General features: G+C 38.0%; 27 protein-coding genes. 4 read left to right on the top strand and 23 right to left on the bottom strand.

The features are described from left to right. Positions 1-204: 204 nt before the first annotated feature. From cyoE to J2Y03_RS10970, 6 genes are all read right to left on the bottom strand, one after another. The gene (gene cyoE, locus J2Y03_RS10995) at positions 205-1128 is read right to left on the bottom strand and encodes a heme o synthase (RefSeq protein ID WP_310193871.1); all 924 of its coding nucleotides are present in this window, start codon (positions 1126-1128) and stop codon (positions 205-207) included. Between the two features lie 87 nt (positions 1129-1215). Continuing rightward, on the bottom strand, positions 1216-1968 hold the full coding sequence (locus J2Y03_RS10990) for a TPM domain-containing protein (protein WP_310193868.1): 753 nt from the start codon (positions 1966-1968) through the stop codon (positions 1216-1218). Further along, on the bottom strand, positions 1965-2543 hold the full coding sequence (locus J2Y03_RS10985; RefSeq protein ID WP_310193865.1) for a LemA family protein: 579 nt from the start codon (positions 2541-2543) through the stop codon (positions 1965-1967). Before J2Y03_RS10985 ends, J2Y03_RS10990 begins: the two co-directional genes overlap by 4 nt. A gap of 92 nt (positions 2544-2635) precedes the next feature. Continuing rightward, a complete protein-coding gene (locus J2Y03_RS10980) occupies positions 2636-2866 on the bottom strand; it encodes a hypothetical protein (RefSeq protein ID WP_310193862.1) in 231 nt (76 codons plus the stop codon). Between the two features lie 28 nt (positions 2867-2894). Beyond that, positions 2895-3398, bottom strand: coding sequence for a hypoxanthine phosphoribosyltransferase (hpt, locus tag J2Y03_RS10975; RefSeq protein WP_396954192.1), 504 nt, complete (start codon positions 3396-3398; stop codon positions 2895-2897). A 166-nt stretch (positions 3399-3564) separates the two neighbouring features. Beyond that, positions 3565-4170: a vWA domain-containing protein gene (locus J2Y03_RS10970; RefSeq protein WP_310193856.1), complete on the bottom strand. Its 606-nt coding sequence runs from the start codon at positions 4168-4170 to the stop codon at positions 3565-3567. A gap of 93 nt (positions 4171-4263) precedes the next feature. On the opposite strand from J2Y03_RS10970, the gene J2Y03_RS10965 reads away from it, so the two are divergent. Further along, a complete protein-coding gene (locus J2Y03_RS10965; protein WP_310193853.1) occupies positions 4264-4740 on the top strand; it encodes a hypothetical protein in 477 nt (158 codons plus the stop codon). Between the two features lie 82 nt (positions 4741-4822). Continuing rightward, positions 4823-5251, top strand: a complete 429-nt coding sequence (locus tag J2Y03_RS10960; protein ID WP_132094293.1) for a VOC family protein — start codon at positions 4823-4825, stop codon at positions 5249-5251. Positions 5252-5306: 55 nt separating this feature from the next. Here J2Y03_RS10960 and J2Y03_RS10955 read toward each other — a convergent pair whose 3' ends face one another. From J2Y03_RS10955 to J2Y03_RS10880, 16 genes are all read right to left on the bottom strand, one after another. Next, positions 5307-6053: an amino acid ABC transporter ATP-binding protein gene (locus tag J2Y03_RS10955; RefSeq protein WP_310193849.1), complete on the bottom strand. Its 747-nt coding sequence runs from the start codon at positions 6051-6053 to the stop codon at positions 5307-5309. 15 nt (positions 6054-6068) lie between these two features. Then, positions 6069-6728, bottom strand: a complete 660-nt coding sequence (locus J2Y03_RS10950) for an amino acid ABC transporter permease (RefSeq protein WP_310193846.1) — start codon at positions 6726-6728, stop codon at positions 6069-6071. Between the two features lie 63 nt (positions 6729-6791). Next, positions 6792-7568, bottom strand: a complete 777-nt coding sequence (locus J2Y03_RS10945) for an amino acid ABC transporter substrate-binding protein (protein ID WP_310193843.1) — start codon at positions 7566-7568, stop codon at positions 6792-6794. A 128-nt stretch (positions 7569-7696) separates the two neighbouring features. Further along, complete coding sequence (locus J2Y03_RS10940) at positions 7697-8239, bottom strand: GNAT family N-acetyltransferase (protein WP_310193841.1); 543 nt, start codon at positions 8237-8239, stop codon at positions 7697-7699. Between the two features lie 15 nt (positions 8240-8254). Continuing rightward, entirely contained in the window at positions 8255-9499 is a 1245-nt protein-coding gene (locus tag J2Y03_RS10935; protein WP_310193838.1) for an MDR family MFS transporter, read from the bottom strand. 152 nt (positions 9500-9651) lie between these two features. Next, positions 9652-9825 carry an FIMAH domain-containing protein gene (locus J2Y03_RS10930; RefSeq protein WP_165903167.1) on the bottom strand — a complete coding sequence of 58 codons (174 nt, stop codon included), beginning with the start codon at positions 9823-9825 and terminating at the stop codon, positions 9652-9654. Positions 9826-10036: 211 nt separating this feature from the next. Then, positions 10037-11839, bottom strand: a complete 1803-nt coding sequence (locus J2Y03_RS10925; RefSeq protein ID WP_310193834.1) for an ABC transporter ATP-binding protein — start codon at positions 11837-11839, stop codon at positions 10037-10039. Further along, positions 11836-13575, bottom strand: coding sequence for an ABC transporter ATP-binding protein (locus J2Y03_RS10920; protein ID WP_310193832.1), 1740 nt, complete (start codon positions 13573-13575; stop codon positions 11836-11838). Before J2Y03_RS10920 ends, J2Y03_RS10925 begins: the two co-directional genes overlap by 4 nt. A 224-nt stretch (positions 13576-13799) precedes the next feature. Then, positions 13800-14489: an ABC transporter ATP-binding protein gene (locus J2Y03_RS10915; RefSeq protein ID WP_310193830.1), complete on the bottom strand. Its 690-nt coding sequence runs from the start codon at positions 14487-14489 to the stop codon at positions 13800-13802. Continuing rightward, positions 14486-16132 (bottom strand): ABC transporter permease, encoded by a 1647-nt coding sequence (locus J2Y03_RS10910; protein WP_310193828.1) that lies wholly within the window; start codon positions 16130-16132, stop codon positions 14486-14488. The genes J2Y03_RS10915 and J2Y03_RS10910 overlap by 4 nt, the downstream gene beginning before the upstream one ends. Position 16133: 1 nt before the next feature. Then, positions 16134-17216 carry a Fe(3+) ABC transporter substrate-binding protein gene (locus J2Y03_RS10905; protein WP_310193825.1) on the bottom strand — a complete coding sequence of 361 codons (1083 nt, stop codon included), beginning with the start codon at positions 17214-17216 and terminating at the stop codon, positions 16134-16136. Positions 17217-17471: 255 nt separating this feature from the next. Next, entirely contained in the window at positions 17472-19841 is a 2370-nt protein-coding gene (locus tag J2Y03_RS10900; RefSeq protein ID WP_310193823.1) for a polyprenyl synthetase family protein, read from the bottom strand. Positions 19842-20198: 357 nt separating this feature from the next. Continuing rightward, a complete protein-coding gene (locus tag J2Y03_RS10895) occupies positions 20199-21404 on the bottom strand; it encodes an ABC transporter permease (protein WP_310193822.1) in 1206 nt (401 codons plus the stop codon). Continuing rightward, on the bottom strand, positions 21401-22081 hold the full coding sequence (locus tag J2Y03_RS10890) for an ABC transporter ATP-binding protein (protein WP_310193820.1): 681 nt from the start codon (positions 22079-22081) through the stop codon (positions 21401-21403). Before J2Y03_RS10890 ends, J2Y03_RS10895 begins: the two co-directional genes overlap by 4 nt. After that, on the bottom strand, positions 22065-23297 hold the full coding sequence (locus J2Y03_RS10885) for an efflux RND transporter periplasmic adaptor subunit (protein ID WP_310193818.1): 1233 nt from the start codon (positions 23295-23297) through the stop codon (positions 22065-22067). The genes J2Y03_RS10890 and J2Y03_RS10885 overlap by 17 nt, the downstream gene beginning before the upstream one ends. Before the next feature lie 154 nt (positions 23298-23451). Further along, entirely contained in the window at positions 23452-24915 is a 1464-nt protein-coding gene (locus J2Y03_RS10880; RefSeq protein ID WP_310193815.1) for a protein adenylyltransferase SelO, read from the bottom strand. A gap of 274 nt (positions 24916-25189) precedes the next feature. Between J2Y03_RS10880 and J2Y03_RS10875 the strand changes: the two genes are divergently transcribed. Both J2Y03_RS10875 and J2Y03_RS10870 read left to right on the top strand, forming a co-directional pair. After that, complete coding sequence (locus J2Y03_RS10875; RefSeq protein WP_310193814.1) at positions 25190-25516, top strand: hypothetical protein; 327 nt, start codon at positions 25190-25192, stop codon at positions 25514-25516. 78 nt (positions 25517-25594) lie between these two features. Next, positions 25595-25930: a hypothetical protein gene (locus tag J2Y03_RS10870; RefSeq protein ID WP_310193812.1), complete on the top strand. Its 336-nt coding sequence runs from the start codon at positions 25595-25597 to the stop codon at positions 25928-25930. 70 nt (positions 25931-26000) lie between these two features. Here the strand turns inward: J2Y03_RS10870 and J2Y03_RS10865 are convergent, their stop codons facing one another. Next, entirely contained in the window at positions 26001-26555 is a 555-nt protein-coding gene (locus tag J2Y03_RS10865; protein ID WP_310193809.1) for a hypothetical protein, read from the bottom strand. Positions 26556-26577: the final 22 nt, after the last annotated feature.

Raw genomic sequence — 26577 nt, 5'->3', positions numbered from 1 at the left:
TTGTGTCTAAAAAGACACAAATGCAATAATATCAACTTTTCTAATCTTTTTAGAATCAATAATTTATATCCTAATATAGAAATTATTCACATTAGAAAAAGTGACAAATTAATGAACGATGGCAAACAGTGTCTAAATTGTTGCAAAAAAAAGAACCGCCCCCACTACACGGGAACAGCTCACTTAGTTATACTTTAAGTTTAATTATATGGGCAATGTTACGATAATCATCAAGACGAACAAAATGGTTACATAATTCACAGAGTAAAGAAAAATCACATTAGCCCATTTTAGATCGTCTTTCGTAAAAAAACCAGATATACTGGCAACCAACCATCCAATGTTTAGTAATGTCGCAATGACAATAAACGGTGTACCCAGCGGTGATAAGAAAAATGGTAATGGCAGCAGGCATGCTACATATACAACAATTTGTCGTTTAGTTATTTTAAATCCACGGACAACTGGAAGCATTGCCACACCTGCGGCTGTATATTCTTTATATTTCTTCATCGCAATCGCAAAGGTATGCGGCATTTGAAAAATAAACAAGATTAGAAATAACATAATGGGGATTTTATGAAAACCAGGTTCAATTGCAGTCCACCCGATTAACGGCGTAACCGCACCTGAAACACTGCCGATAATCGTATTAAAAGTGTATCTTCTTTTGGACCACATCGTATACAAAAAGACATAGGTAAACCAACCAATGAATCCATAAATGGCTGCTTCGACGGTGGTAAACATGAGAAGAAGAAAACCAATTATCGTAAAAACAATCCCCATCGTTAAAACAACTTTTAATGGAATATTTCCTGTTACGGTTGGTCGTTTTTTGGTTCTCTCCATTATTGCATCTATATCAACATCATACCAATTATTAAGGATAAGTGCTCCGGCCATAACCATTGTACTGCCTACTATCGTAAGCAAAAAAACTCCCCAGTGTGTTCTAAAGGATGTCTCAGTAAAATGAAGCGCTAACCAGAATCCTGTAAATACAGGCAGTACATTTGCAAGTAAAACTCCAGCTTTAAAAAGTGCTTTTAAATCAGCCATTAAGGTAGAGGTATTCTGTTCACCTACTAAAGCCTTCTGAATAGAAGATGCCTCATCTTTATTCATTAATAAATACCCCCAAGTTGAATCCTTTTAGACCATTTAAACATATATCTAAAGCTTATTACATTGATTTGTATCACTTGATGATTATTACCATCCCCGACCAGCTCCACCACCGCCCGAAGATCCTCCCCCTCCACCTCTAGAGCCGCCTCCTCCGCCTCCTCTGCCACGTGTAATTATAGAAAGAAGAAGATACGTGAGGGTCCCTCCAAAAAATTTAAAATCAAGAAATACCACCACAATGACAATAAGAATAAGCAACCATGGAGGAATTCCCAATCCTTCATTACCAGTATTCTGTTGGACTTGCTTTTCAGGGGCCGATAGTCCACCTTCTTGACCATATTCGGTTAACACTTCATTTGCAAGCACCTTATATGTTTCTATTATCGCTTTGTTTGGCTGCTCACTCTGAAGAAATGGAATAGCATATTCATCGAGAATCCGCCCTGCTTTTCCATCTGGGATTCTTCCCTCCAGCCCATAGCCCACTTCTATTCTAATTAAACGATCCGTAACGGCAATAACCAGCAATACTCCATTGTTTTCTTTTTCATTTCCAATTCCATATTGTCTAAAGGCTGCATTTGCATATTCCTCAATCGTGTTTTCTCCAATGGTATCCACTGTTAAAACAGAAATTTGCGCAGTCGTTTGACCTTCAATTGTTCTGCCTAAACTCCTTATTTCCGCTACTTCTTCTTGTGTTAATACCTTTGCAAAATCTTGTACATAAATATCTCCAATCGGAGCCGGCATTTTGATATCCTCAGCAAATGCTACACCTTGTAAAAGGAATAAAAATAACAATAGAAGGCTGAAGACCACTTTCGGTTTCATTCCCCATTGCCTCCAAAGTCAACCTCTGGGGCCTCAGCCGCTTTAGGATCCGCTGTAAAATATTCCTTTTCATCAAAACCGGTTACTCCCGCTATAATAGCACCAGGGAATTGTTTTACTTTTTTGTTATAAACGGCAACCTGGTCATTGTAATCTTTTCGCGCTACTGAAATTCGATTTTCTGTTCCAGACAATTCATCCATTAATTGCGTAAACTGCTGATCCGCTTTTAAATTCGGATAGTTTTCAACTACGACGAGCAACCGACTTAATGCACCCGTTAATTCCGCATTAGCTGTTGCTTCTTCTTCCACCGTATTCGCTCCTGCTAATCTTGCGCGTGCGTCAGATATTGAAGCAATCACTTCTTTTTCATGAGACGCATAACCTTTAACGGTATTCACTAGGTTTGGTATTAAATCGAGCCTTCTTTGAAGCTGATTTTCTATTTGTGCATAGGATTGGTCCACATTTTCTTCTAGGTTAACAAAGTTGTTATAGCTGGACATTAACATAACACCAAGTAAAACAATCACTGCAACTATAATCCCAATGACCATATACCCTTTTTTCATTTTACTCACACACTCCTTTCCTATAGTATGTATCACTTTATATTCCAAATATGAAAAGCTGCTTGGATTAATTGAATCCGCACAGCTTTTTTTTATTTCTCTTTATGCTCATTTAATTCATCGATTAGTTGTTTTGTTCTTTTCGCATTTCCTTCGGCAAAATTTTCAAGTCGTTCCTTAAGTGCATCATCATCATGAATCCGCTCCGCTGTTATTAAATAAGTCCGCATTAAATCTTCTTCTACTTCAATTGAATGTTCGAGAATTTCTTCAAGATTATTTTTTTCTTCTTCACTTTTTCCTTTAAAAATATTTGTAGTCAAAACATATCGCCTCCTTTAAAATCAGGTGCTAATACTCCTCCACTGTTGCAATATATGGTAAGTTTCTATACTTTTGAGCATAGTCAATACCATAGCCAACAATGAATTCATCTGGGATGACAAAACCAACATAATCCACCGGTAATTCAACTCTTCTTCTTTCTGGCTTGTCTAATAGTGTGCAAATTTTAATCTTTTTCGGTTTATGCATATTCAAATGGTCTCTCAAAAAATACAATGTGAGTCCACTGTCTATGATATCTTCAACTACTAAAACATTTTTATTCGTAATATCCTCATCAAGATCCTTTAACAGCTTAACCTTTCCGGTTGTTTCCGTTTGGTCGCTATAGCTTGAAACAGAAATGAAATCTACGTTTATGTCGCCTTTCATCTCACGAATCAAATCAGCCGCAAAAATAAACGATCCTTTAAGCACAACAATTAACATGATTGGCTCATTGTTAAAATCTCTTTCAATTTCCTCCGCTAATTGCTTCACTCTACTTTTGATTTCATTTTCAGAAATCATTGTATCTTTTACTCGATAGGGCAAGAAACATACCTTCCTTCTAAATAATCTGAACTCGGCAACATTAATATTCCCGATTTATACCGTCTTGAAACTAATTTTCTATTTGGACTATACCCATTCATTATGAAGGACAAATCCTCCGACATCTTACTAGTTTTGTCTTTCAACATTTTCTCTTAATTTTACCAGACTTTCTCCTTTCTGATACTTCTTCACTTATCCTATTATACATACATTCAACACCATCCTTAGATGCTTCAAAGTTAAAGGCGTTTACACTATCGATGCCAAGACTGTCCGCTTCTTTTTCTACATCAATGTTTGCTCCGAGAAAGATGAACTCCCAGCTATATTTCTCCTGCTGATGCTTAATTAACTCTTTTACCTTTTCATAGGTAAATTCGCGGCTGGAATTTTCAAAGCCGTCTGTTGTGATCACAAAAATAACCTTTTCGGGTCTGTCCTCTTCGCATGTTTTTGATAATCTACACCCTACATCCAATATCGTTTTTCCCACCGCGTCTAACAGAGCTGTACATCCTCTCACATAATACTCTTTCTCGGTTAGCTTAATTTTTTCTGCCCCGACGCCATTCCAAACGACTTCATAATCATCATCAAATAGTACTGTTGTCACCAACGTTTTACCTTCTAACTTCCTTTGTTTATCAATAAAAGCATTAAACCCGCCGATTGTGTCACTTTCAAGCCCTCCCATTGAGCCGCTCCGGTCGAGGAGAAAAATAATTTCTGTTAGGCTACTGTTCATATCTATCATCCTTTCAATCTGTTTATATTATAATAATAGGTGAGTTCATCCATTTTTTGGTCGCCTTGTAAGCGACACTTTCGGGGGTAGATTATGTTTGATCAGGAGCTATTGCTAGAATTACAGACATATATAGAAAATCATTTGAGCTTTCAGATTCTTGAATCAGTAAGCTTTCAAAAATCAGAAGAGCTCCAAAATATTGAAATAGAAGACTTCATTAAGATTAAACGACAGCCAACCTTCAATCAGACATTGTTTCGTTTTATTGATAAAAAAGGCACCACTGACTCTGATATTTACAAACGGGCTGGAATCGACCGCAGGCATTTTTCAAAAATACGCTCGAACCCCGATTACAAACCAAAGAAAAATACCGTTATCGCTCTGGCTCTAGCCCTTGAACTCACAAAAAAAGAAACAGATAAATTATTGAGTTCTGCTGGTTACTCTTTATCGGACAGCGATACCTTTGATTTAATCATCCAGTTCTGTCTTGAGAAAAAAATATATGATTTTTACCATATCAATCAGGCTTTGGACTATTTTAGTTTAAATCCATTGATATAAAAAAAGAAAAAATTAGATTAATATCGAATGAATCGGTTAGAATGGAATTTGTACATAGTCATATTAAGAGGAGTGGAGAAAAATGCCAGTAAATGTTTATCTTGTTTTTAATGGTAACACCCGTGAAGCAGTAGAATTTTATGCAAATGTTTTTAAGACAGAAGCACCGAATATTATGACCTTTGGTGAAGGACCGAAACACCCTGATTACGAGATGCCAGAGGAAGTAAAAGATTTAGTAATGCATACACGCCTTAACATCGATGGAAGCAATGTAATGTTTTCTGATAACTTCCCTGGGTCGCCATTTGTAGAAGGCAACAATGTAACACTTGCCTTAGTCAGTAAAAATTTGGATGATATTCAATATTGGTATGATCAATTAAAAGAAGGCGGAAATGTTACGATGGAGCTCCAAGAAACCTTCTGGGCTAAGCTCTATGGACAAGTAACGGATAAATTCGGAATCCACTGGCAAATCAGCCATGATAGCGGAGAATACGGCAATTAATTTACACATAAAAGGGATACAGCCTAATAAAGACTGTATCCTTTCTGCTTTCAAATTATTTCAGGCTTCTGCTTAGAAAGGCTTTTGTCCGTTCGTTCTGTGGATTTGTAAACAACTCTGAAGGGTGTCCGGATTCAATAATTTCTCCGTTATCCATGAAAATAACCCGGTTTGCCACTTCCCTTGCAAAGCCCATTTCATGGGTCACAACCATCATCGTCATTTGTTCTTCTGCAAGTGCCTTTATTACCTCTAGAACTTCCCCAGTCAATTCAGGGTCCAGTGCAGAAGTTGGTTCATCAAACAAAAGGATTTCAGGATTCATCATTAATGCTCTAGCGATAGCCACCCGTTGTTTTTGACCGCCTGATAAATTCGCAGGATAGGCATCCGACTTCTCTGTAAGACCAACTTTTCTCAATAGTTCCGTACTTCTTTGCTGAATCGAGGTAATCGGCTCTTTCTTTACCAATCTAGGAGGTAGTTCTAGATTTTCTCTAACCGTCAGGTGCGGGAATAGATTAAAATGTTGGAAGACCATACCCATTTTTGAAGTAATCTGTTTGATTTCCTGAGGTTTCGCATAGATTCCTTCCTTAACAAACGGTTCACCAGAAATCGTAATGCTCCCCGCATTTATTTCCTCCAAGTGGACTAAACTGCGAAGCATTGTACTTTTCCCCGATCCAGATGGACCAATTACGGCAATAACATCATTTTTATTAACATCAAGCGTTATCTGTTTTAGTACCTCTAGCTTGCCAAACGATTTCTTCAGGTTGGAAACCTCAATGATAGCCACATTTACCAATCCTTTTTATTCAAATTTGTATCTTCTTTCAATTCCTTTAAAAATAAATGTTAAAAAGAGAGTCATAATCAGATAAATCAAACCAGCAACGAAAAACGGCACAATCGTAAAGTCTCGGTTTACAGCTGTTTGAGCGAAGTGCAGTAATTCCGGTACTGCAACTGCATAGAGCAAGGCCGTATCCTTAACAAGTGTCACAGATTCATTCGCAATAGCGGGAAGAGTGACCCGAAACATTTGCGGTAAAATGATCCTCGTAGTTGTCTGCCACTTACTTAAACCAAGAACCTGTGAGGCCTCATATTGTCCCTTATCGATTGCCAGGAGACCACCGCGGAATATTTCAGCAAAGTAAGCTGCGTAATTTAAAATAAACCCTAAACAAGCAGCAACAAATCTATCCAAAACTAAATATTCTCCGACTACAGGCAGCATTGGAAGGCCGAAGCATATTAATAGTAATTGCAGTAACAGAGGGGTTCCTCTCATTATATAAATATAGCCCTGAGCAAGTAATGATAAAGGCTTCAAACTACTTTTAACAGCAAGAGTTAGCAGGAAACCAAGTGGAATTGAGACGATTATGGCAATAACAAACAACAGAACGGTCATCTGGGCACCTTCAAGCATTGGGACCAGAATGGACTTGAAATAATCTAATGTCATTGAAAACTCCTCCAAAAACAAAACAGGGTTCCCCAAGGAAATCCTGTTTTACCTTATTTCATATTACTTTAGTACTTTATCTTCTCCAAACCACTGTTCAGAAATACTAGTAGCTGTTCCGTCCTCATTCATCTCATCAAGTGCCTTTTGGAGTTTTTCAAGTAATTCTTTATTTCCTTTTTTAACACCAATTCCATATTCCTCTGGAGCTAGCGATTCATCAAGCACCTTAAATGTACCATCTTCTTTTGTCATATAATAATTGATAACAACTTCATCAATGACTACAGCATCCAAACGGCCACTCTTCAAGTCTGTTAAGGCTTGTACATTATCGGCAAATTCAGTAACGGTCTTAAGTTTTTCTTTTACTGGAGAAGCATCCAGGGCATCAGAAGCTGAAGAAAGTGACTGAAGCCCAACTACTTTCCCTTCTAAATCATCTAGTTTTGTAACTTTTGAATCAGCAAGGGTAACAAGTACCTGTGCATTTTTGAGATATGGTTTTGTGAAAAGAACTTTCTCTTTCCGTTCATCCGTGATTGTGTATCCGTTCCAAATCAGATCAATTCGTCCGCTGCTTAGCTCTGCTTCTTTTGTTTTCCAGTCAATTGGCTGAAATTTAGGTTCAGTTCCCATCTTTTTAGCAGCCGCTTTAGCATAATCAATATCAAATCCAACAATATTATTATCTTCATCACGGAACCCCATTGGAGCAAATTTATCATCGATCCCGATAACTAGGGTGTTTTCTTCTTTTCCAGATGACTTTGAGCATCCAGTTACTATCGCAAACACAGAAGTTAAAATAAGAATCATAATAGCTAATCGTTTTTTCATTTTATATACCACCTTTAATTAAATTTAAATTCACTTTAGTACGTTACCATATTATCACGATACCACATTATAACACTATAACATTATTAAATTCAATAGCAGGAATAATAATAATAAAAGGAGCCTATTTAATAGACTCCCCGCGATGTTAGTTTCCATATCATATGATCTTGCCCATGACCCCAATATTCCTTTAAAAGATAATCAGGTTCTCCGAATTTCTTTTTCCAAATGGTTTGGGCATTCCTATAGCCGCTATCGAGACAAAATTCTCGGATTCCCTGATTCTTTAAGCTTTTCAGCATTACAGCCAGCAGCCTATTCCCAATACCCTGTCTTTGATACTCAGGAAGTACAAAAACCGTTCCTACTTCAACAAGGTTCCCCAGGTTTCCATTGGTACAGTCAATAATCATTTTACTAGCAGGACCGAATTCTATTGATCCAATAATTTTGTTGTCCGTTAAAGCTATTAAAAAATACCTTTTCTCGCCATTGCTGTCAAAATCCATTTGCAGATATTTTATCTTACAAGCAATTTCAGCCTCGATATCATCAATCAACTCTACTAAACCCTCTCTAGCAAAAGTATCTTCAATGACAATCCTAAAAAATTGTTTCAATTCCTCTGTGTCTTCGATTCTAGGTCTTCTAATTTCGACTTTTCGCACCAAAAGCCTCCTAAATTATGTTGACATATTTTTTTGAACACGAATTTTATTTACCACAAAAAGGCCACTATACAGCAGGAAGGTCCCGGCCATTAAAATAATTCCTACGTACACAGACATCATGGTTGGTACTAAAAAAGCTCCCAAAATGATCGATGCACGTGCGATTAAATCTGCCCCGCTAAAGCTTAGGTTAGAAAAAGCCGAGTAAGAACCACGCTTGTCCTCCGGCATCATATTTGCTTTTTCTGCATTCATAATTGGAGAGTAAATAAGCTCACCAATTGTGGCCAAAGCATTGAATAAAATAAGAACATACCAGATATTCGCTGAAGTGACAATCGTATATCCTGCACTATATAACAATAATCCTAGCAGGAGCATTTTCCGTTTTGAATATTTATCTGTTATTTTTGTAATAAAAAAGGTAAGTGCCACTACCATCAGCATGTTTTCGATATTTAGAAAACTCAGCATCCTAACCCCTGCGACTTCAAAGTTCCCGACAAATACAGATTTGAATTCCTCTGCTAATCGTACGCCAATATAACTGTTTAGTGAAAATTCTGCCGCAAAAATAAACATTGACCCAGCAACCGCCATGACAAATGGTTTATCCTGAAATGCGACTTTGTAGTTATGAAAGAGATCCATAAAAATATTATCATGCTTTTTTTCCAAGAGCTTAACGCGTGTATCTTGCAGCCATATCCCATAGGCAATCGGCAAGCTAATAGAAACTAACGTTAAAGTGATGAATAGCTCTAATTGGTGATTCACATATAAAAGACCGCCCAACGCGGCACCGATTGCCATCGATAGATTAGTTAGCCAATATTCTAGTGCATAAACACTTTTGCGATTTTCCGGTGTGGTTGAGTCTATAATAACAGCATGAATAGCAGGACGACCAAGACTGCTTGTTATCGTGAAAATCACATAACTGATTGCAAATAATACAATCCATGTTTGCTCTGGCAATAAACTTACGGTCATAAGCGCAAACATTAGCGCACTAGACGCTGATGATAGAAAAATAATTTTTTTCCGAGGGAAGCGGTCTGAAATATAGCCGCCAATAAAATTTATAAAAAAGCCTATGATGACTGTAATCGCTAAGAAAATACCTGCCCAAATCGCACCTTTGTGCTGTGCAAAAAAGAGTGCCATAAACGGCATTACAGAGCTGGCAATCGCTCGATTAAAAAACGAGGTTATTAGTCGAACCTTAATATTTTGGGGATAGTCCTTCCACGCCATATTTATCAACACCTTTCATACTATTATATTAAACTAGACGAAATAATAAAGTAATGTCCAATTTCCAGAAATATGGTTATATTGATTTACCCAAATGAAGCCAAAATAGAAGCCTGGCTTTGACGGTCAGGCTCTCTTGCCATTTTATAAAATTAATCCTGATATCCAGATAGTTGGTCTTGGGCGGAATTAAGTGAATTAATGGCTTGTTGGATTTTGTTTTTGTTCTCTTGTTTTTCAGCATTGCTTAGGGCTTGCTGCAGGGTGTTAACTGTATTTTGTACGGAAGACATACTTTGATCTACGTAATCTTTTGCGTTCGGCATTATTTAGCACCCCCTTGTTAATATCAAAGATAGTATCTACAAATACTGGAAAAATATGAGCAAATTGTGCCCGTAAACCTGGTCTCCCGTCAATTACGGTAACAATAAAACCAGGATGTGCCCAGTCGAGCTCCCTGCCGCTCCCATCACATCATTACCAATCATAAAAAAGGCAGCTTCCGTATTTGAAGGAAAGCTGCCTTACTTTTAACTATCTCACCTGAACCCCTGAATAGCTGATGGTTTCCCCGCCGATTTCTGCTTCTCTGCCAAATAATCTTGCATAGACACCATTGTTATTTTCAAGCAGATTAGTGTGTTTTCCTTCCTCTACTATGTTTCCATTTTCAAGAACAATGATCTTATCTGCTGATAGAACCGTTGAAAGACGGTGGGATATAATTAAAATCGTTTGTTTTTTTCCTGTTTTTAAAACTGCTTCATTGATTTGTGTTTCCGTGATTGGATCAAGTGCAGAACTCGCTTCATCAAGAATAAGGATCGGAGCGTCTTTTAAAATAGCTCTTGCCAGTGACAATCGCTGCTTTTGTCCTCCAGAAAGCAGGCTTCCTCTTTCTCCCACCTTTGTATCCAAACCTTCGGGAAGGCTTTCCACCAATTCTTCCAGCCCGCTGTCATGTAATGCCTTAAGCAGCTCTTCCACCGTGGCATCTGGTTTTCCTATCCTTAAATTGTCTGCTAGAGAACCATTTCGCATTTGAACATCCTGAGTCACGATTGCCATTTGTGACCGTAGCCATCCTGTATCCCATTCTGTTATATCTCTTCCATCTACTTCAATCAAGCCATTCTTCGTATCATAAAGTTTAAACAACAGATCCACAATCGTCGATTTACCAGAACCACTCGGTCCAACTAAGGCCACCTTCTCACCAGCGTTAACCGTAAACGAAACCCCTGACAGCACATTCTCTTCTTTTTCCGGATAAGCAAACGTAACATCCTTTAGTCTGATTTCACCGTTAGCTCTGCCGCCACGAATACCCTCTTGTGTTTCTGCATTAGAAGGCTGATGTGCGAGAAGAATGTCAGAACGATCAAGTGCCGGTCCTGTTCTTCTAACAGAGAGCCAGTTACGCAGCAATCTTTGCATTTCATTGGCTGCAATTGTAACTAAACCACCTGCAGTAAGCATTTGTCCGCTTGTCAGGCTATCGTTCCAAATTAATAATGTACTAATCAAGTAAACGATCCCTAAGGCAAATCCATTATAGCTGGCAATGACGACAACGGACTGCATTCTTGCCTTTAGTTCCTTAATTGAATGCTTTACAAAGGAGTTTCGGATGGCAATAACACTTTCCACCTCATTTTCAGAAACTCCCATAACACGTGACAAATGGATACCCGTCACCGATTCTCTTAGTCTTTCGAGATAGCGTGAAGCCTCTTGCCTCGCATCCGCGGATGCAGCTCTAGTCCTGGCTCCAACATAATTGGAAGTCCCATAAAAAATAACGCCCAAAATAACACTCGTAATCATCAAATAAGGATGAATCCAAAGAAGGACCAAACTATAAATAATAACTCCCTGGACACTAGCCATAAAAGTTGACCCTTCCCATGCAAGGAAATTATGTAACGTATCAGGGTCATCCGAGACTCTTGCTAATAGTTCTCCAGATGAATTGTTATGGTAAAAGGAAAAGGGGAGCACCTGCAAATGGCTAAAAAGGCGCAGCTTTTGCCAATTGGTTACGGTCTTTGCTGTTTGATGGCAAAAATATTCATCAATGACCATCATGACTAAATCAAAGACTGCAGAAAAGACCAACAGCCACATTAACCCCCATAGCCACGAGTGATTTTCATTCGGAATAATCGTATCAATAAGCCAGCTAAGTGCTAATGTTGGGATTAATGCAGAAAAGACCTGGCTGATAGCAATGACAATGGAATCAGCAATTACCCATTTTTTATACGGCCTTAAAAAAGCAAGTACCCTGCGGCCATCACGATTCTTATTTTGCTGGGAGACAGTGTTTACACTCATCCGATCATCTCCTTTTCCAACTCGCTATATTGGGCCTTGTATAGCTCATAATACTGGCCTCTTAATGCAAGCAGTTCTTCATGTGTTCCTTGTTCCGCCACCATCCCCTGGTCTAAGAGGAGAATTTTATCCGCGTTCCTAACCGTAATAAGACGATGGGCAATCGTGATAGTTGTTCTTCCTGGAATTAGTTGTTCCAGGGATTCCTGAACTTTCTCTTCTGTTTCTCCATCCAAAGAGGAAGTCGCTTCATCAAAAATCAAAACTGGCGGCTGGCGTAAAATTGCCCTTGCTAGTGCCACACGTTGTCTCTGTCCACCGGAGAGCTTTAAGCCTCGTTCACCGACCACGGTTTCGTATTTATCTTCGAGTGATTCGATGAGTTCTTTTAAACCTGCTGCTTCCACTGCTTGTTCTAACTCTTCATCAGTAGCATTAGGTTTTCCATATAATAGATTATTGCGAAGTGTACTATTTAATAGAAAGGTTTCCTGTGAAACAACCCCGACCTGCCGTCTAAAACTATTTCGATTGTAGGAAAAAAGGTTCTTACCATCGATAAGGACCGAGCCTTTCTCAGGTTCATATAATCCTAGGAGTATTTGGATAAGTGTACTTTTCCCACCTCCACTGGTACCAACAATGCCAATGTGGTTCCCTTGTTCCAATGATAGGGAAACACCTTTTAGTATTTTTTTATCGCTAGAAGGATAGGTAAACCAGATATTCTCTAAGTCTATGTTTCCCTTTACCTCTCCGAAGGAAGGCAGATTTTCTTCGTGTTCTTCCGGTAAATCAAAATATTCATAGATTCTCTGCAAAGCCGGAATGGCCTGTTGAATGGTTAGAGCATTTTCAGCCAGTGATCGAACAGGCAGAAACATGATGGGAATAAAACTAAGGCAAGCAACCAAGGTACCAACTGTAATGGTACCTTGCCAGATAGAAAAGCCCCCAATCAACATAACAACACCAGGAGTGGCAATATTAAATAAATTCCCCAGGCGCCAATTGACTTTACCAATTAGCGCTGCACGAATCGAGTAATTTTTCCATTCTGTCTGTTTTTTCATCTGTGTTTCAATTTCCTTCTCTTGTGTCTGAAACGTCCTAACGAGCCTAGTACTTTCTATGCTTTCCTGTAGATGTTGATACATGTCTGCACTCATATCTCTTTGGACTGCGCTCATTTTACGCATCGTTTTACCCAGTTTAAATGAAGGAAATATATAAATAGCGAATACGACAAACATCACAATGGCCGCTGGCCAATATAAAGCAAATACTGCTGTAAAAGCGGCAACCGCACCAATTACTTGCTGTAATATACGTGGAACGACCGTGTTATTTAGGTTTTGAACAGACTCCACGTCATGGGTTAACCGGTATAACATATCCCCTCTTGGTGCCGTTGTAAAAAAGGACATCGGTGTCCGGTGCAGCTTTTTAAAAGCTCGAATCTGCATATCTGTTATAACATCCAGACCGATTTTTACCTGCACATATTCTTGTAGAGTTTCAAACAGTGACTTACCTAAAAAAGCGACAAGTACACCGCCGACAAGCCATAACAAAAAGTCTGTCTCTCTTGCCCCTATTACTTCATCAACTAATTTCCCTGCCAGTAATGGCGGCAGGATTGTAAATGCTCCTCCTAGTAATGAAAAAACTAATGCAAGAACTAGTTTTCTCCAATAAGGTTTAAAATGAGCCAATGTAATATTTAATAAGTTCATAATCTATCCCCCTCGCAAAATATCATTCTATTACAAATCATGGAAATATTCATTACTATTTTAAAAAAAGTTCCTATTTTTCGAAATCTAAAATCTTTCTCCTTGATTTTAATGCTATCACATCGTTCTTTTACACAGTATTTCTCTTTATAAAATAGAAATGCCTCAACTCCATAAAGGAATTGAGGCTTTGTTCCAATCTATATTTTGCGATTAGAATATTACTAGTTGATGGTCTTAAGTTTTACTCTATTTAAGCCATTAGAGACATTCGATTGACCGAGAGTGATACTATAATCACAAATTGCTTCAACATCATGTCGATCATGTGTGACCATAATACATGTCATGTTGGCTTTTTTCAAAATCACCCCTAGGTCGTCTCGAATCGACTCTTTTAAATCAGCGTCTAAGTTGCTAAATGGTTCATCCATTAATAACACATTGGGCTTTGGGGCAAGCGCTCTAGCAAGAGCAATCCGTTGCTGCTGTCCACCACTTAATTCATGGGGATACCTTTTGTAGAACTCCTCCATTTGAACAAGTTCCAACATCTCATCTACACGCGATTTCCGCTCTTTTCTAGGTAGACGTGTTAAACCAAAAAGAATGTTATCCTTTACCGTCATATGAGGAAATAGAGCATAGTCTTGAAAAACCATTCCTACCCCTCTTTCTTCTGGGTGAATAAATACACTTTCACTTACAACGGTAGTACCGGCAATTATTATGGTTCCTTTCATCGGCATTTCTAATCCTGATATCAAGCGAAGTAATGTACTTTTTCCACTTCCACTTTGTCCTAAAATACCGACGATTTCCCCTTTTTGCATTGAAAACGAAAAATCGTTAATAACAGGTTCCTCTTTTCGAGAAAATGAAAAAGTGAGACCTTTAATTTTAACAATACTCATTGTTTCACCCTCTTACCTAATATCTGAAAAATGATTACAGATAAAATACTTATTAAAATGATTAGAAGCGATGAAATAGAAGCCTCATGGATTTGTTCATCGTTTGCATATTGATATGTCTTTGTTGCTAACGTTTCAAAATTAAAAGGTCTTAGCAACAAGGACAATGGTAATTCCTTGCAAATTTCAACAAACGTTAAAATAAATCCACTAATTAAAGATCCTTTTATTAAAGGGAGGTCTACTTTAAAGAAGGTTTTTGTCACTCCCATTCCGAGCATTCTTGAAGCTTCCATATATTTCGTTCCCACTTTCTCAAATCCCACTTCAGTCGCATTAAACCCAGTAGCCATAAAACGAATGAAATAGCCAACGATTAACATGACTAAAGATAAACTTAAGATGAGAGGTGCTTCACCAAGTCCCATAGAAAAATACATGGGTGCGAGCCATTCATCAAGTGAGATAAAAATAGCCAGTACACCAATTGCAATAATTGGACCTGGAATGGAATAACCTGAGGTTACGCATTTAGATATGATAAAAGAAAACGAAGAATGAGATCGGCAAACGTTTGCGACAATAACAGAAAGAATCAGAATAATCAAAGTAGATATTACGGCAACATAGACGGTTTGATACAACAAGGTAAAAAAGGTAGAATCCCAAACTTTATGGAACGTCATCTTAGCCCAAGCAATCAACTGTATGAATGGGATGAGAAATCCTAATAAAAATACGACTCCGCAATACATAAAGGCGGCCACTCCCGCCATTCCTTTTAGTTTCACAGGTACAAGCGGTCTCGATTTATTACTTAAGTGATAACGCCGCCGCTGTCTAAGCAGTCTTTCTAAAAAGAAGATGCCCACGATAATCACCATCAGCCACGCAGCGAGTTTCATAGCAGAATTCACATCATACATCCCGAACCATGTTTGAAAAATAGCGGTTGAAATGGTGTGAATGCCTAAATAGCTGGTAACTCCATAGTCACCTAGCACTTCATAGATGACTAAAACGGAACCTCCAACAATTGCAGGTCTTGAAAGAGGAAGGACTACTTTATAAAATACAGCTAATGGTTTTCTTCCTAACAACCTTGCACTCTCTATATAAGATGTACTTTGACTTTCAAGAAATGCCCTGGTTATCATGTACACGTACGGAAATAGAAATAAGGTAAAAATAAAAACAGCTCCATGTATTCCTGAAACGGTTAACCATTCTGGATTCATCTGATAATCAAAATGATTCCTTAACGTTGTTTGAACCACTCCGGTATAGCCTAACATCGTTCTGTACGTATAAGCCGCGATAAAAGTGGGGATTGACAGTGGCAAAATTAACCCCCAACGAAAAAACCGTTTTAGTGGAAAATCATAGGCTGCAATCAGCCACGCCAAAGTTACGCCTAAAAAGGCCGTAAAAAGGCCAGTTAGGACTACAAGGATGATAGTGTTTGCAACATAATTAGTTAGCAAATACTGACGAATATGAAGCCAGTTTTCATTAGGTTCTAGAAATATAGAAGAGAAAATAAAAAGGATAGGCAGTAGAATAACTACTGCCCCAACTAAACTAATTATCCACCAACCGTTTATTTCCTTTTTGAGATTACGCTTTATTAATTTTGCATTCATATTACTTCCAGCCTGTTTTATTAAAGATTTCGATTGCCTTTTTATTATGCTCTCCTAAAGTATCAAAATTTAGTTCTTGCATTTTAAAGTCGCCCCAGCTTTCCAGCAATTCTGGTTTTGAAGCCTTAGGGTTTACTGGAAATTCATAATTATTTGCTGATAAAATCTCTTGAGCTTCAACATCAGTCATATACTCAATTAGTTTAATCGCATTTTCTTGATTTTTGCTGTGCTTCGTCAAACCAATTCCGCTGATATTCACATGAGTTCCATTTGTTTCTTGATTAGGGAAAAAGACTCCGATACTTTCAGCAACTTTTACTTCTTCAGGGTCTTCCGAATTTGCAAGCAACCCAACATAGTAGGTGTTCATAATGGCAACATCACCAGTGCCTGCTGCAATTGCTTTAGCTTGGTCACGGTCACCGCCATCTGGCTGGCGGGCAAAATTGTTTACAATTCCTTTCGCCCATTTTTCTGCTTGCTCTTCACCGTTTAATTCAATAAAGGAAGCAAGTAATGATTGGTTATATAAACTTGTTGAAGAACGAACTAACAATTTTCCATTCCATTTTTCACTTGTTAAATCCTCATAAGTAGACAATTCTTCAGGTGAAACTCTGTCTTTTGAATAGGCGATTATACGTGCTCTTGTTGCCAGCCCAATCCAATTATTATCAACATCACGAAGGTTTTCAGGTACATTTTTATCAATAATATCTGAAGTAACTGGCTGGAGGATATCATTTTGCTTAGCGTTAGTAAGGACCCCACCATCTACTGTAACAAATAAATCTGCTTGTGTACTTTTACCTTCACGCTTTAATCTCTCAATAAGTTCTTCCGCTTCCCCTTTTACAACATTAACTTTAATGCCGGTTTCTTCTGTAAATTTGTTATAAATCTCATCATCAACTTCATAATGTCTTGCCGTGTAAATATTTACTTCCTGGTTTTCAGTCGTTTTAGGCTTGGATGCCGCTTTATCTCCTTCTGTGTCAGTTTGATTTGTTCCGCAACCTGCTAAGCCAATCGTAAGCATCGCACTAGCCAATAAAGGTTTAAATAAATTTGATAAATTCATGATATGTACCCGCCTCTTCTGAGAATTTTATAAATGATAATGATAATTGTTATCAATTGGTATATTTTTATTTTACTTACCCCTATGTCTAATGTCAACGATAATTTTAATTATTTTTAAAATTTACATAAGACTATCTAAAATGTTCTTTTTGTTCATCGTACAAGTGGATTAAAAAAGGTGAACGAAATTTATTCGATCACCCTTCCATTATACTTTTGATTTTTGCGTTAATATTCTATTAATATATCCTGCTTAATGGTCCCTATTCACAAAGTAATTCAATAAATACTTAAGAAAAGTGGTATTCCGCGGTACCTCTTTTAGTGTTTCAATTGCTAGACAATAATGATCCCACATTGCTCTCTTGGCACCATCAGAACCTAAGATAGATACAAAAGTGGAATTATTGTTTTCTGCGTCTTTACCAATGTTTTTTCCCAATGTGTTCAAGCTGCCCTCCACATCAAGCAGGTCATCCTTGATTTGAAAGGCAATTCCGGCATGATAGGCGTATTTTTTCAAAGCTAACATTTCTATTTCTTTTGCATTTGCGAGAATGGCCGGCATTATAAGGGAAGCTTCGAAGGCAATTCCCGTTTTATAAAAGCACAATCGATTCAATTGTTCCAGTGTTAGTTGTTTTCCTCTGGAATCCAAGTCCATTGCCTGCCCCTTACACATTTCCCCTGTCATTTTAGCAGAATAGTGAATCAGGCTAAGCACCGTTTTCGAGTCAAACTGATCAATGGATGCTTGTTCTTCAAACGCTTTTTGGGTAAGAAACAGGCCAGTTAACTCAGCTATTGCATCGTTGTACACCATGTGCAGGGTAGATCGCCCCCTGCGTATCGAGGCATTATCCTGTGAAGGAAGGTCATCGAAGATTAATGAAGCTGTATGCATATATTCCAATGAACGTAGCAGTGGTACAATGGCCGACTTCGCTAATCCGTATTCGTTTATTCCCATCATCCACGTTATGATTGGCCTTAACCTTTTACCATCCCCCTCGAGACTATAGTTTGCCGCCTCAACAATCGGTTCTTTCTCAAAGGAAACATGATCATTGTTAGGAATAGGTAAAAGGTGGTTGATCTCCGATCGTACCGTTTCGACTGTATCTAAAAATTCATCCCGTTCCTTCCGTTCATTTTTCAGATTCGTAATCATATGATCACGAAGCAGTTTATCAAAGAAATCTATATCATCTGCTTTACCTACCATTTTTTGTATAAGAGAATTGAATTTGGGATTTCCAGACGCAAATAATTTCATCACTTCGTTGTATTTTTTCGTTCCCATTCTTTCTTTAAATCGTCTCAGACCATTGATTGCACGATCCAAAATTACCTCACATGCCTTGGGGTCTGAATGATAAACATTATGAATCAAATTACTGATAACACTCCAATATAATTCAAAAGGGTTTATAAGATCGTCACGTTTTTGATGATAGTTTAGGTAGTAGGTATAGGGTGTAACCGCCCCATTCTCCAAATCTTCAAACATATCTGCAAAATCATCAGCAAGCTGGTTATATATCCCATAAAAGAAGGTGCGGTTGTTAAAGCCTTCATCCTCAGCAGCATTGAGTACGGTTCGCACAATTAACCGTGAAGAGGAGGATTTTAAGATAATCGGGATATAAAGATCTTCATTAGTGTATGTGTCTTTGGTTAATTCCTTTGCACGATCGACTTCCTGAGATTGAAAAAATACATACGATTGCTCAAAAAATGATTTCAATGTATCAGGCCGCTGATTGGCCCTTATAAACTCAAAGGCTTCACGGAGCTCCGAATGAATATTTGTAAGCAATTCCAGGTTATTTTCAGCCCAATCATCTAATGCCGGAACAGTCCCTGTAATAAGTGTGGTGCGAATCAAATCAGAATAGCGTTTCTTCTCGTAATCGGATAGGACATTAGCGTCGAGAAGATCGTCAATGAATGGATAAGTCAGACCATAGCAATAGCCCAGCCTAATAGCTTTAGCAAGTTTAGTCGAACGTTCTTGAGAGGAAATCTCATTGCCCATTTCTTCAATTTCTTGCATCACTACCCCAGCAATAATTTTAATAAGTTTTCGTTGTGCATGGTCCGCGTCCATCCCCTGGGGAATATAAGAAGATACAGTCTTTAGTTTATTAATCAGCCAAATCATTGTCGATTCAATGCCCTCTTTTTGGGCCCACTTGTACATCCCTGCGACGCTAAATATATCCGTATCTGATGAGCTGGAATCAGTCAGCTGCTTTTTTAAACTATCCACAACATCCTGAATCCTTGACTGTGTCTCTTTTGAATCCAGTGCTTTCCCCAAGTCACGCATATAAATATAAGAAATGCTTCTATCAAGATAATTATCTAGTTTCCCGGTGTAATCTAGATATTGAATATAATTGTGATATCCACGGAAATCAGATTTTCCTTTGCTACGTGAAAAAAAAGAGAAAAGTGAATGATGAATATGATTGTGTTTCCAGGATTGAATATCTTTAGTTAAGTTATGGACATACGTCTTTTCGATGAGTTGGACCTGAAGCGATTTAAAATAATTAGCAGCTCTTTCCTCAGCCATCTGATAACATCTATCTGCGTTTATTAATAACTCCACACTCATTTATACATTACCTCTACTTCATTTTCTCTTTTTATGTATTTATTAAGGCTCTTTTCTTAAACCTTGTTGCATTTACAAAAAAATTTAATGATTGTGCTTAGTTTTCGCAGAAAAATAGAATAAATTTAATAAGAAAAGTGCCTGCAAACTAAATTCTAAAGTGCAAAATAACAATTTCCACGTTAAAATCGGCTTTAGGATTTTAACAACAATCTTTACGAAAACAGACTTTATTAATAATAATACACTGTAACAATGTCTTTATAACTATAAAACAATAATTATTAGATTGAAATTTAAAAATCCCCCAGATTTTTTATCTGAGGGAATGAAGATACAGTAACTATTCATCTTTTACTATTCGTATCTAAGTGCATCAATTGGACTAAGTTTAGAGGCTTTGTTTGCTGGAAGTAAACCAAATATAATACCAATTAACGCAGAAAAGCTAACACCAATTAGGACAATTAATGGACTAATTGTCGCGGTAATGGGTGAGAATTCTGAAACAATGATACTTCCAATTGTCGCTAAGCCCATTCCTATTAAACCACCTATTGAAGTTAAGGTAATGGACTCAATCAGAAATTGCAAAAGAATTTTCCTCCTTGTAGCACCAATGGCTTTACGTAGTCCAATTTCTCTTGTTCTTTCCGTAACCGAAACTAGCATAATATTCATAACACCAATCCCGCCGACTAAGAGAGAAATACCGGCAATACTCCCGATGAGTAACGTGAGTAAAGAAATAACCGTATTTAATTCTTTTTCATAATCCTCAAAACTGTTGGTTCTATACTGCCCATCCTCTAGCTTTTTAGTCTCCGTCAATGTTTCAGCAGCTAGTCTTCCTGTCTCAGAAATGTTTTCAGAATCACTAGCAATTACCGATAATTGTTCGATTTCTCGATTACCAAACATCATCGAAATAACAGAACGCGGCATCAGCATTTCACCTGTTTCCTTATTTCGGAATTGTTCAGGGAGCGGTGATTCGTACACGCCCACAATCTTGTAAGGATTATCATTTAAATCAATAATCTCACCAATTGGATTTTCGGTTTCCTTAAAGAATTTTTCCCTGGCGATGGTATCAATAAGGACTACCCGATTCAAACCATCATTATCTGCGGCGTATAATGCCCTTCCTTCTACTACTTGAATGTCTCTTGCAGGAAAGAATTCCGCACCCACACCTGTAATTTGCATATCTCCTTGTACTTCTTCATGCCTCATCATTCCCCAACCTTGATTCGTTGCAAGCACAGCTTTAACACCGGGAACATCTGCTAGCACTTGAACATCATCTGTGGTTAATTCAGGCTCCTGCCAAAACATTCCTTCCTCACCTTCAGGTGGTATGTATTCATAAAAAATTTGGATGGCATTCTTATCGGTTGCAAACAATTCATCGGTCATTTGTTTCTTCGTACCTTGTCCAATCGCAACAATAATGATGACAGCTGCGACACCGATAATGATCCCTAGCATGGTTAAAATCGACCTTATCTTATGATTCCAGATGGACGAAAGGGCGATTTTAAAACTCTCCCAAATATTCATTTCGTCACCTTCCGATCATCCGTTATCATGCCATCTTTAATAGTTATGATCCTTTTAGCATATGCCGCAATTTCTTCTTCGTGGGTAATAATAATAACGGTTTTTCCTTCTTCATTGAGCTGTGAAAATAGTTTCATGATTTGCCCGCTTGTTTGTGAATCAAGGGCTCCCGTTGGTTCATCTGCTAACAGAATGGTTGGATTATTCACCATTGCCCTAGCGATGGCCACACGCTGCTTCTGCCCTCCCGATAATTGATTAGGCAAATGCTTCATCCGGTCTCCTAATCCGACCTTTGTCAACATATCTTTGGCCCTTGCAGTTCTTTCCCGTTTGGAAACACCAGCATAAACAAGTGGTGAGGCAACATTTTTAATGGCATTGTCTCTTGGAAACATGAAGAATTGTTGAAAAACAAAGCCAATGTGCTCATTTCTTAGTCGGGCAAGGGCACTCTCTTTTGCAGAGTCAATTTGTTGCCCGTTTAATTCAAATGTACCCGAGGTAGGGTAATCTAAAAAACCAATAATATTCATCAATGTGGATTTTCCAGATCCGGATGGGCCCATTATGGCTACAAACTCTCCATCTTCTATCGTTAAATCGATCCCATGAAGGACAGGCACTTCTAATGCGCCTTTCCCGTAAACCTTAGTAATATTACTCAACTTCATCAAATGAAGTCACTTCCATTCCATCATGCATTTCTACTGTTGGTGTAATAACAACAAGTTCCTCAGGCTTTACCCCATCCGTTACTTCTATGTACTCATCGTTCATAACTCCAGTTTGAACTTCTCGTCTTTCAAGCTTACCATCTATTAATACGTAGACAAATTTGATTCCTGATTCGTCTACTAATGCTGGATGTGGTATAGCAATTTTTTTGTCAGAACTACCTGCTTTTATTTCTAATGAAACATGGAAGCCTTGTCGTAACTCAGAAGTGTCATCGGTAATGGCAACCTTAAAGGGATACATGGTTACATTGCCACCTCCTGCACCGCCTCCGAATTCTTCACCTCCACCGCCACCTTCGCTCGGGAATTGTGAGATAGATTCAACTGTTCCATTCCATTCACGATCTTTATAAACTTTTGGTCTGATAATTACCTGCTGCCCCTGTTGAATTTTCACCGTGTCGAATTCACTCATGGTCCCAATTACTTTATATGGTTGACTGGAAATAATATGGATGACAGGTTCAGCTGCTCCGGCTTCTGTTTTAGCTACGTTCTGATTTATTTTAACGATAATTCCATCCATTTTGCTGACAATCGTCATTTCTTTTTTCTGTGAATTTAGTTCTTTTATAAGGTCATCAGCCGAAGCAATATCAGATTTAGTACCTTCATATTGCATCTCTAGTTGTACCTTTTCATTCGATAGTAGGTTTACGTCTTCTTGTGTAACAAGTCCTTCAGTGACACCTTCAGTTGGAGCACTCTGAGTGTCTAATTTCTTTTTCGCTTCAGCCAATCGTTTCGTTAAATCGGCAATTTGGCTTTGTTCTGTTTTACCCCTACTTTGTAACAAGTCTTTTTGTCGAACTGCCTTACTAAGTTCATTATCTATTTTTGAAGAATCATAGACTAATAGAGGATCACCAGTTTTGACTGCTTGGTTTTCTGCCACCTTAAATTCACTAATTTCCCCTTTTTCAATCTCTAAAAAAACCTTTTGCTCACTTTCCGGTACTATTTTACCCGTTACAAGAATCGATTCTACTAATTCCTGCTCACTCACCTTTTGAACAGTTATCCCCATTTCAACGATTTCATTTCCTACAGTTTTTGCATCTGTTTTTGCGTATAAATAATAATAACTCCCCGTGCTGGCAATAATAAGTATTCCAACAATCACTGAAACCCAAATCCATATCTTTTTCTTCACAATATACCTCCGTCACTCTATTATTTTCCATTTCTTTTACTATAACAATATTGGAAATTTTTTCAACAAATACAGTTATATATTTCTAGTTTCTACCCACAAAAATAGACCCCTCTACTGAAAGGTCTATGTTGTACGTTATTATTTTTCCGGATCAAGTACCACAAAAGGTCTGATAAGGATGTGCAGAGGGTGCTGGCAATGAGCAGTATTCAGCCTGTTCAGGAGAGTACGTGTAAGGATTTGAGAGAACATTCAGCAAACGCTCCATCACGCTGTAATCCCCGTTTACAGCAGCTTCTAAGGCTTCTTCTACCCGATGGTTTCGAGGGATTACCGCAGGATTACTGTTCCGCATTAACTGAGTTGAGGAGTCCTTCGATTCCTTCTGTCTATCTCGTCTCGCTTCCCACTGTTCATGCCACTGAGTGAATTCTGGTGTTCCATGAAGAACTGTTACTATAGAATCAGTCGTTAATGCTCTAAACGAATTGGTATAGTCGGCATCATGCTTCTGCATCATACTGAGGAGGTTTTCAACAAGGGTTACATCCTCTTCCTCTTCGTTAAATAATCCTAGTTTGGCTCTCATTCCCTCAAGGAAGTTTGATTTAAATAAACCAGCAAATTCTGAAAGCTTATCTTGTGCAATTGTAACAGCCTTATCCTGATCCTCATGGAGGAGCGGCAACAGTGATTCTGCTAACCGTGCGAGATTCCATACGCCAATATTTGGCTGATTCCCATAAGCATATCGACCTTGCCTGTCAATGGAACTGAAGACCGTACCCGGATCATAAGTATCCATAAATGCACATGGACCATAATCGATCGTTTCTCCACTAATCGTCATATTATCTGTATTCATAACACCGTGAATAAAGCCTACCAGCTGCCATTTGGCAATCAGCATCGCTTGACGCTTAATCACTTCCTCAAGCAGTGAAAGATATCGGTTTTCATTATCTCCAATTTCGGGATAATGGCGTTTGATTGCATAGTCCGCTAGCTCCCGAAGTTCCTCTTCGGTCCCCCACCTTGCAGCATATTGAAAGGTGCCTACACGCAAATGGCTGGCAGCCACCCGAGTCAGAATCGCCCCAGGCAGTTCAGTTTCACGAATGATGGATTCTCCAGCAGTCACTACTGCTAAACTACGGGTGGTAGGAATTCCAAGTGCATACATGGCTTCACTAATGATATATTCACGCAGCATCGGTCCAAGCGCCGCTCGACCATCACCACCTCGAGAATACGGTGTCCTTCCTGAACCCTTAAGCTGGATATCATACCTCTCACCTTGAGGTGTAATCTGCTCGCCTAGTAATACAGCCCGGCCATCGCCTAACATCGTAAAATGACCAAATTGATGCCCCGCATAAGCCTGAGCAAGTGGTGATGCTCCTTCAGGTATTTTGTTTCCCGCAAACATTGCCGCGCCCTCTTCACTTTGTAAAGTCTCCCCGTTCAGCCCTAGAAAGGTTGCCAATGGTTCGTTAAAAATGACTATCTTTGGTGAATGAACAGGGATTGGCTTCTGACTCGTAAAAAGTGTTTTTGGTAAACGGGAATAACTATTATCAAAGTTCCATCCTGTTTCATTAAGATCCTTTGTCATCGTATCCTCTTTTCTGCTTTTGGCTTTCTACTAGTTTGCTTATTAACTAATACTTTTATTATCTGCTGATTAAATCATAGCATGGCAGTCTTTTTTAAGGTCTGCATCAGCCAATTTTTTATACCCATTGTATACATTAAGGACGCACATTACTACAGAAATACTTCTAGTATCATTTATACATTTACTCGTAATCAAAATGTAAATACTCTGTCACGGTAATACAGTTGATGTTAGAAATCTGAAAGTATAAGCTTTACTTACTATCTAAGGAGTGATTAAGCTGAATACAGTAACAGTAGATAAATTAACATTCAAGAAAAAATTATCGATGATTGAACAATTTTCACTGAAAGATTTTCTGTTCAGATGGGTTGGAGAACCGGCAGAGGGATTAGATGATTTTCTGCCACTTGAGTACACAGAGTGTGTCTTTGCGAAATTGGAAGTAAAACAAGGAGCAGCTTTCCTCATAAATGAAGACGATCACTTAAGATATGCCACAATAACAGAAGCGAATCAAATTGTTATCGGTTTTTTAGATTCAAATAATGAGTTAAAGCATAGGATCATTTCTCTGGGTGAAGTATTAGAGAGGTAAGCACTGAAAAATGCTTACCTCTTTTTCTATTTACGTTACTTTCCATGTAAATTAGGTTGATATTATTTTTACCAAAATATGATAAAGTTAAAGAAGGTCGTTTTAAAAAATCTGAAAGGTGATTTAACTATGCTTGAAAAGCTCAAAAAATCATTATTTGAAAGTGGAAATGTTATTGAATTTGAGTTAGATGATTGGTACAAGTGGTACAAAGAGCCTCAAAAGTTTCATAATGCTGTTATCTCACACCTTGAAAAAGAAGGAAAAAAGGTAGAAACCATCTCTGTTACTGATAAAGTGACCAGTAATCGAATATCAATTCTACTTATTGATGGAATAAAATATGAACTTAGTATAAAAAACACACTGCTTTTAGCTCCTACTCAAACAGTGGTTTTATCAAAAGTTATATAAGGAATTATCATTAGAAACGCAAGGTTTTTTTGGCCTTGCGATTTCTAGTTTTGTTAAATTTTTTCACGCTTCAAACATGTTCGTTAAGTATATTGGTCAACTTCTCTTTCATTTCATTAGTAGTAACAATGCCTCTAACAGAAAAGCCTTTTGTCTTAATGATTAATTCATAACTATTGTTAACTTCAGTTGAATAACCATAGAGTTTATGTTTTACATCAATAGGAATGAATTGAAATGACTTTACTCTTTTCCAAGGAACAAATCGGCTGCCGCTTAGAACACCATCCTTAGAAAAAGCGAACAAATTAAAAAGATCATGTGAATAAGTCAGAGGTAGAAACAACAATAAATAGAACTGCCAATCGAGATTATTGATGATAATACCTACGATGAACATGACGATGACAAATAGCAGCATGGCACCATACATAACGATTCCTAATTTTTGCTTAGAGTATAGTGGGAGATCTACTGTTTTCTGTGGATGTCTTCTTAATAATGCAAGCTCCTCAATTTTCATTGGTACGATCACATTTTGATTCATCTTTATTAAGATTAAAATAAACTTATAGCTGTAGTAACCGATGACAATAAAAAACAATGTATCTAAAAAAATCTTCAATTTATCACCCTTCTCTCCTCTA

The sequence above is a fragment of the Neobacillus niacini genome (assembly GCF_031457145.1).
GTDB classification, from domain to species: domain Bacteria; phylum Bacillota; class Bacilli; order Bacillales; family Cytobacillaceae; genus Neobacillus; species Neobacillus niacini_J.
This window is presented reverse-complemented; position numbering and strand designations above follow the sequence as displayed.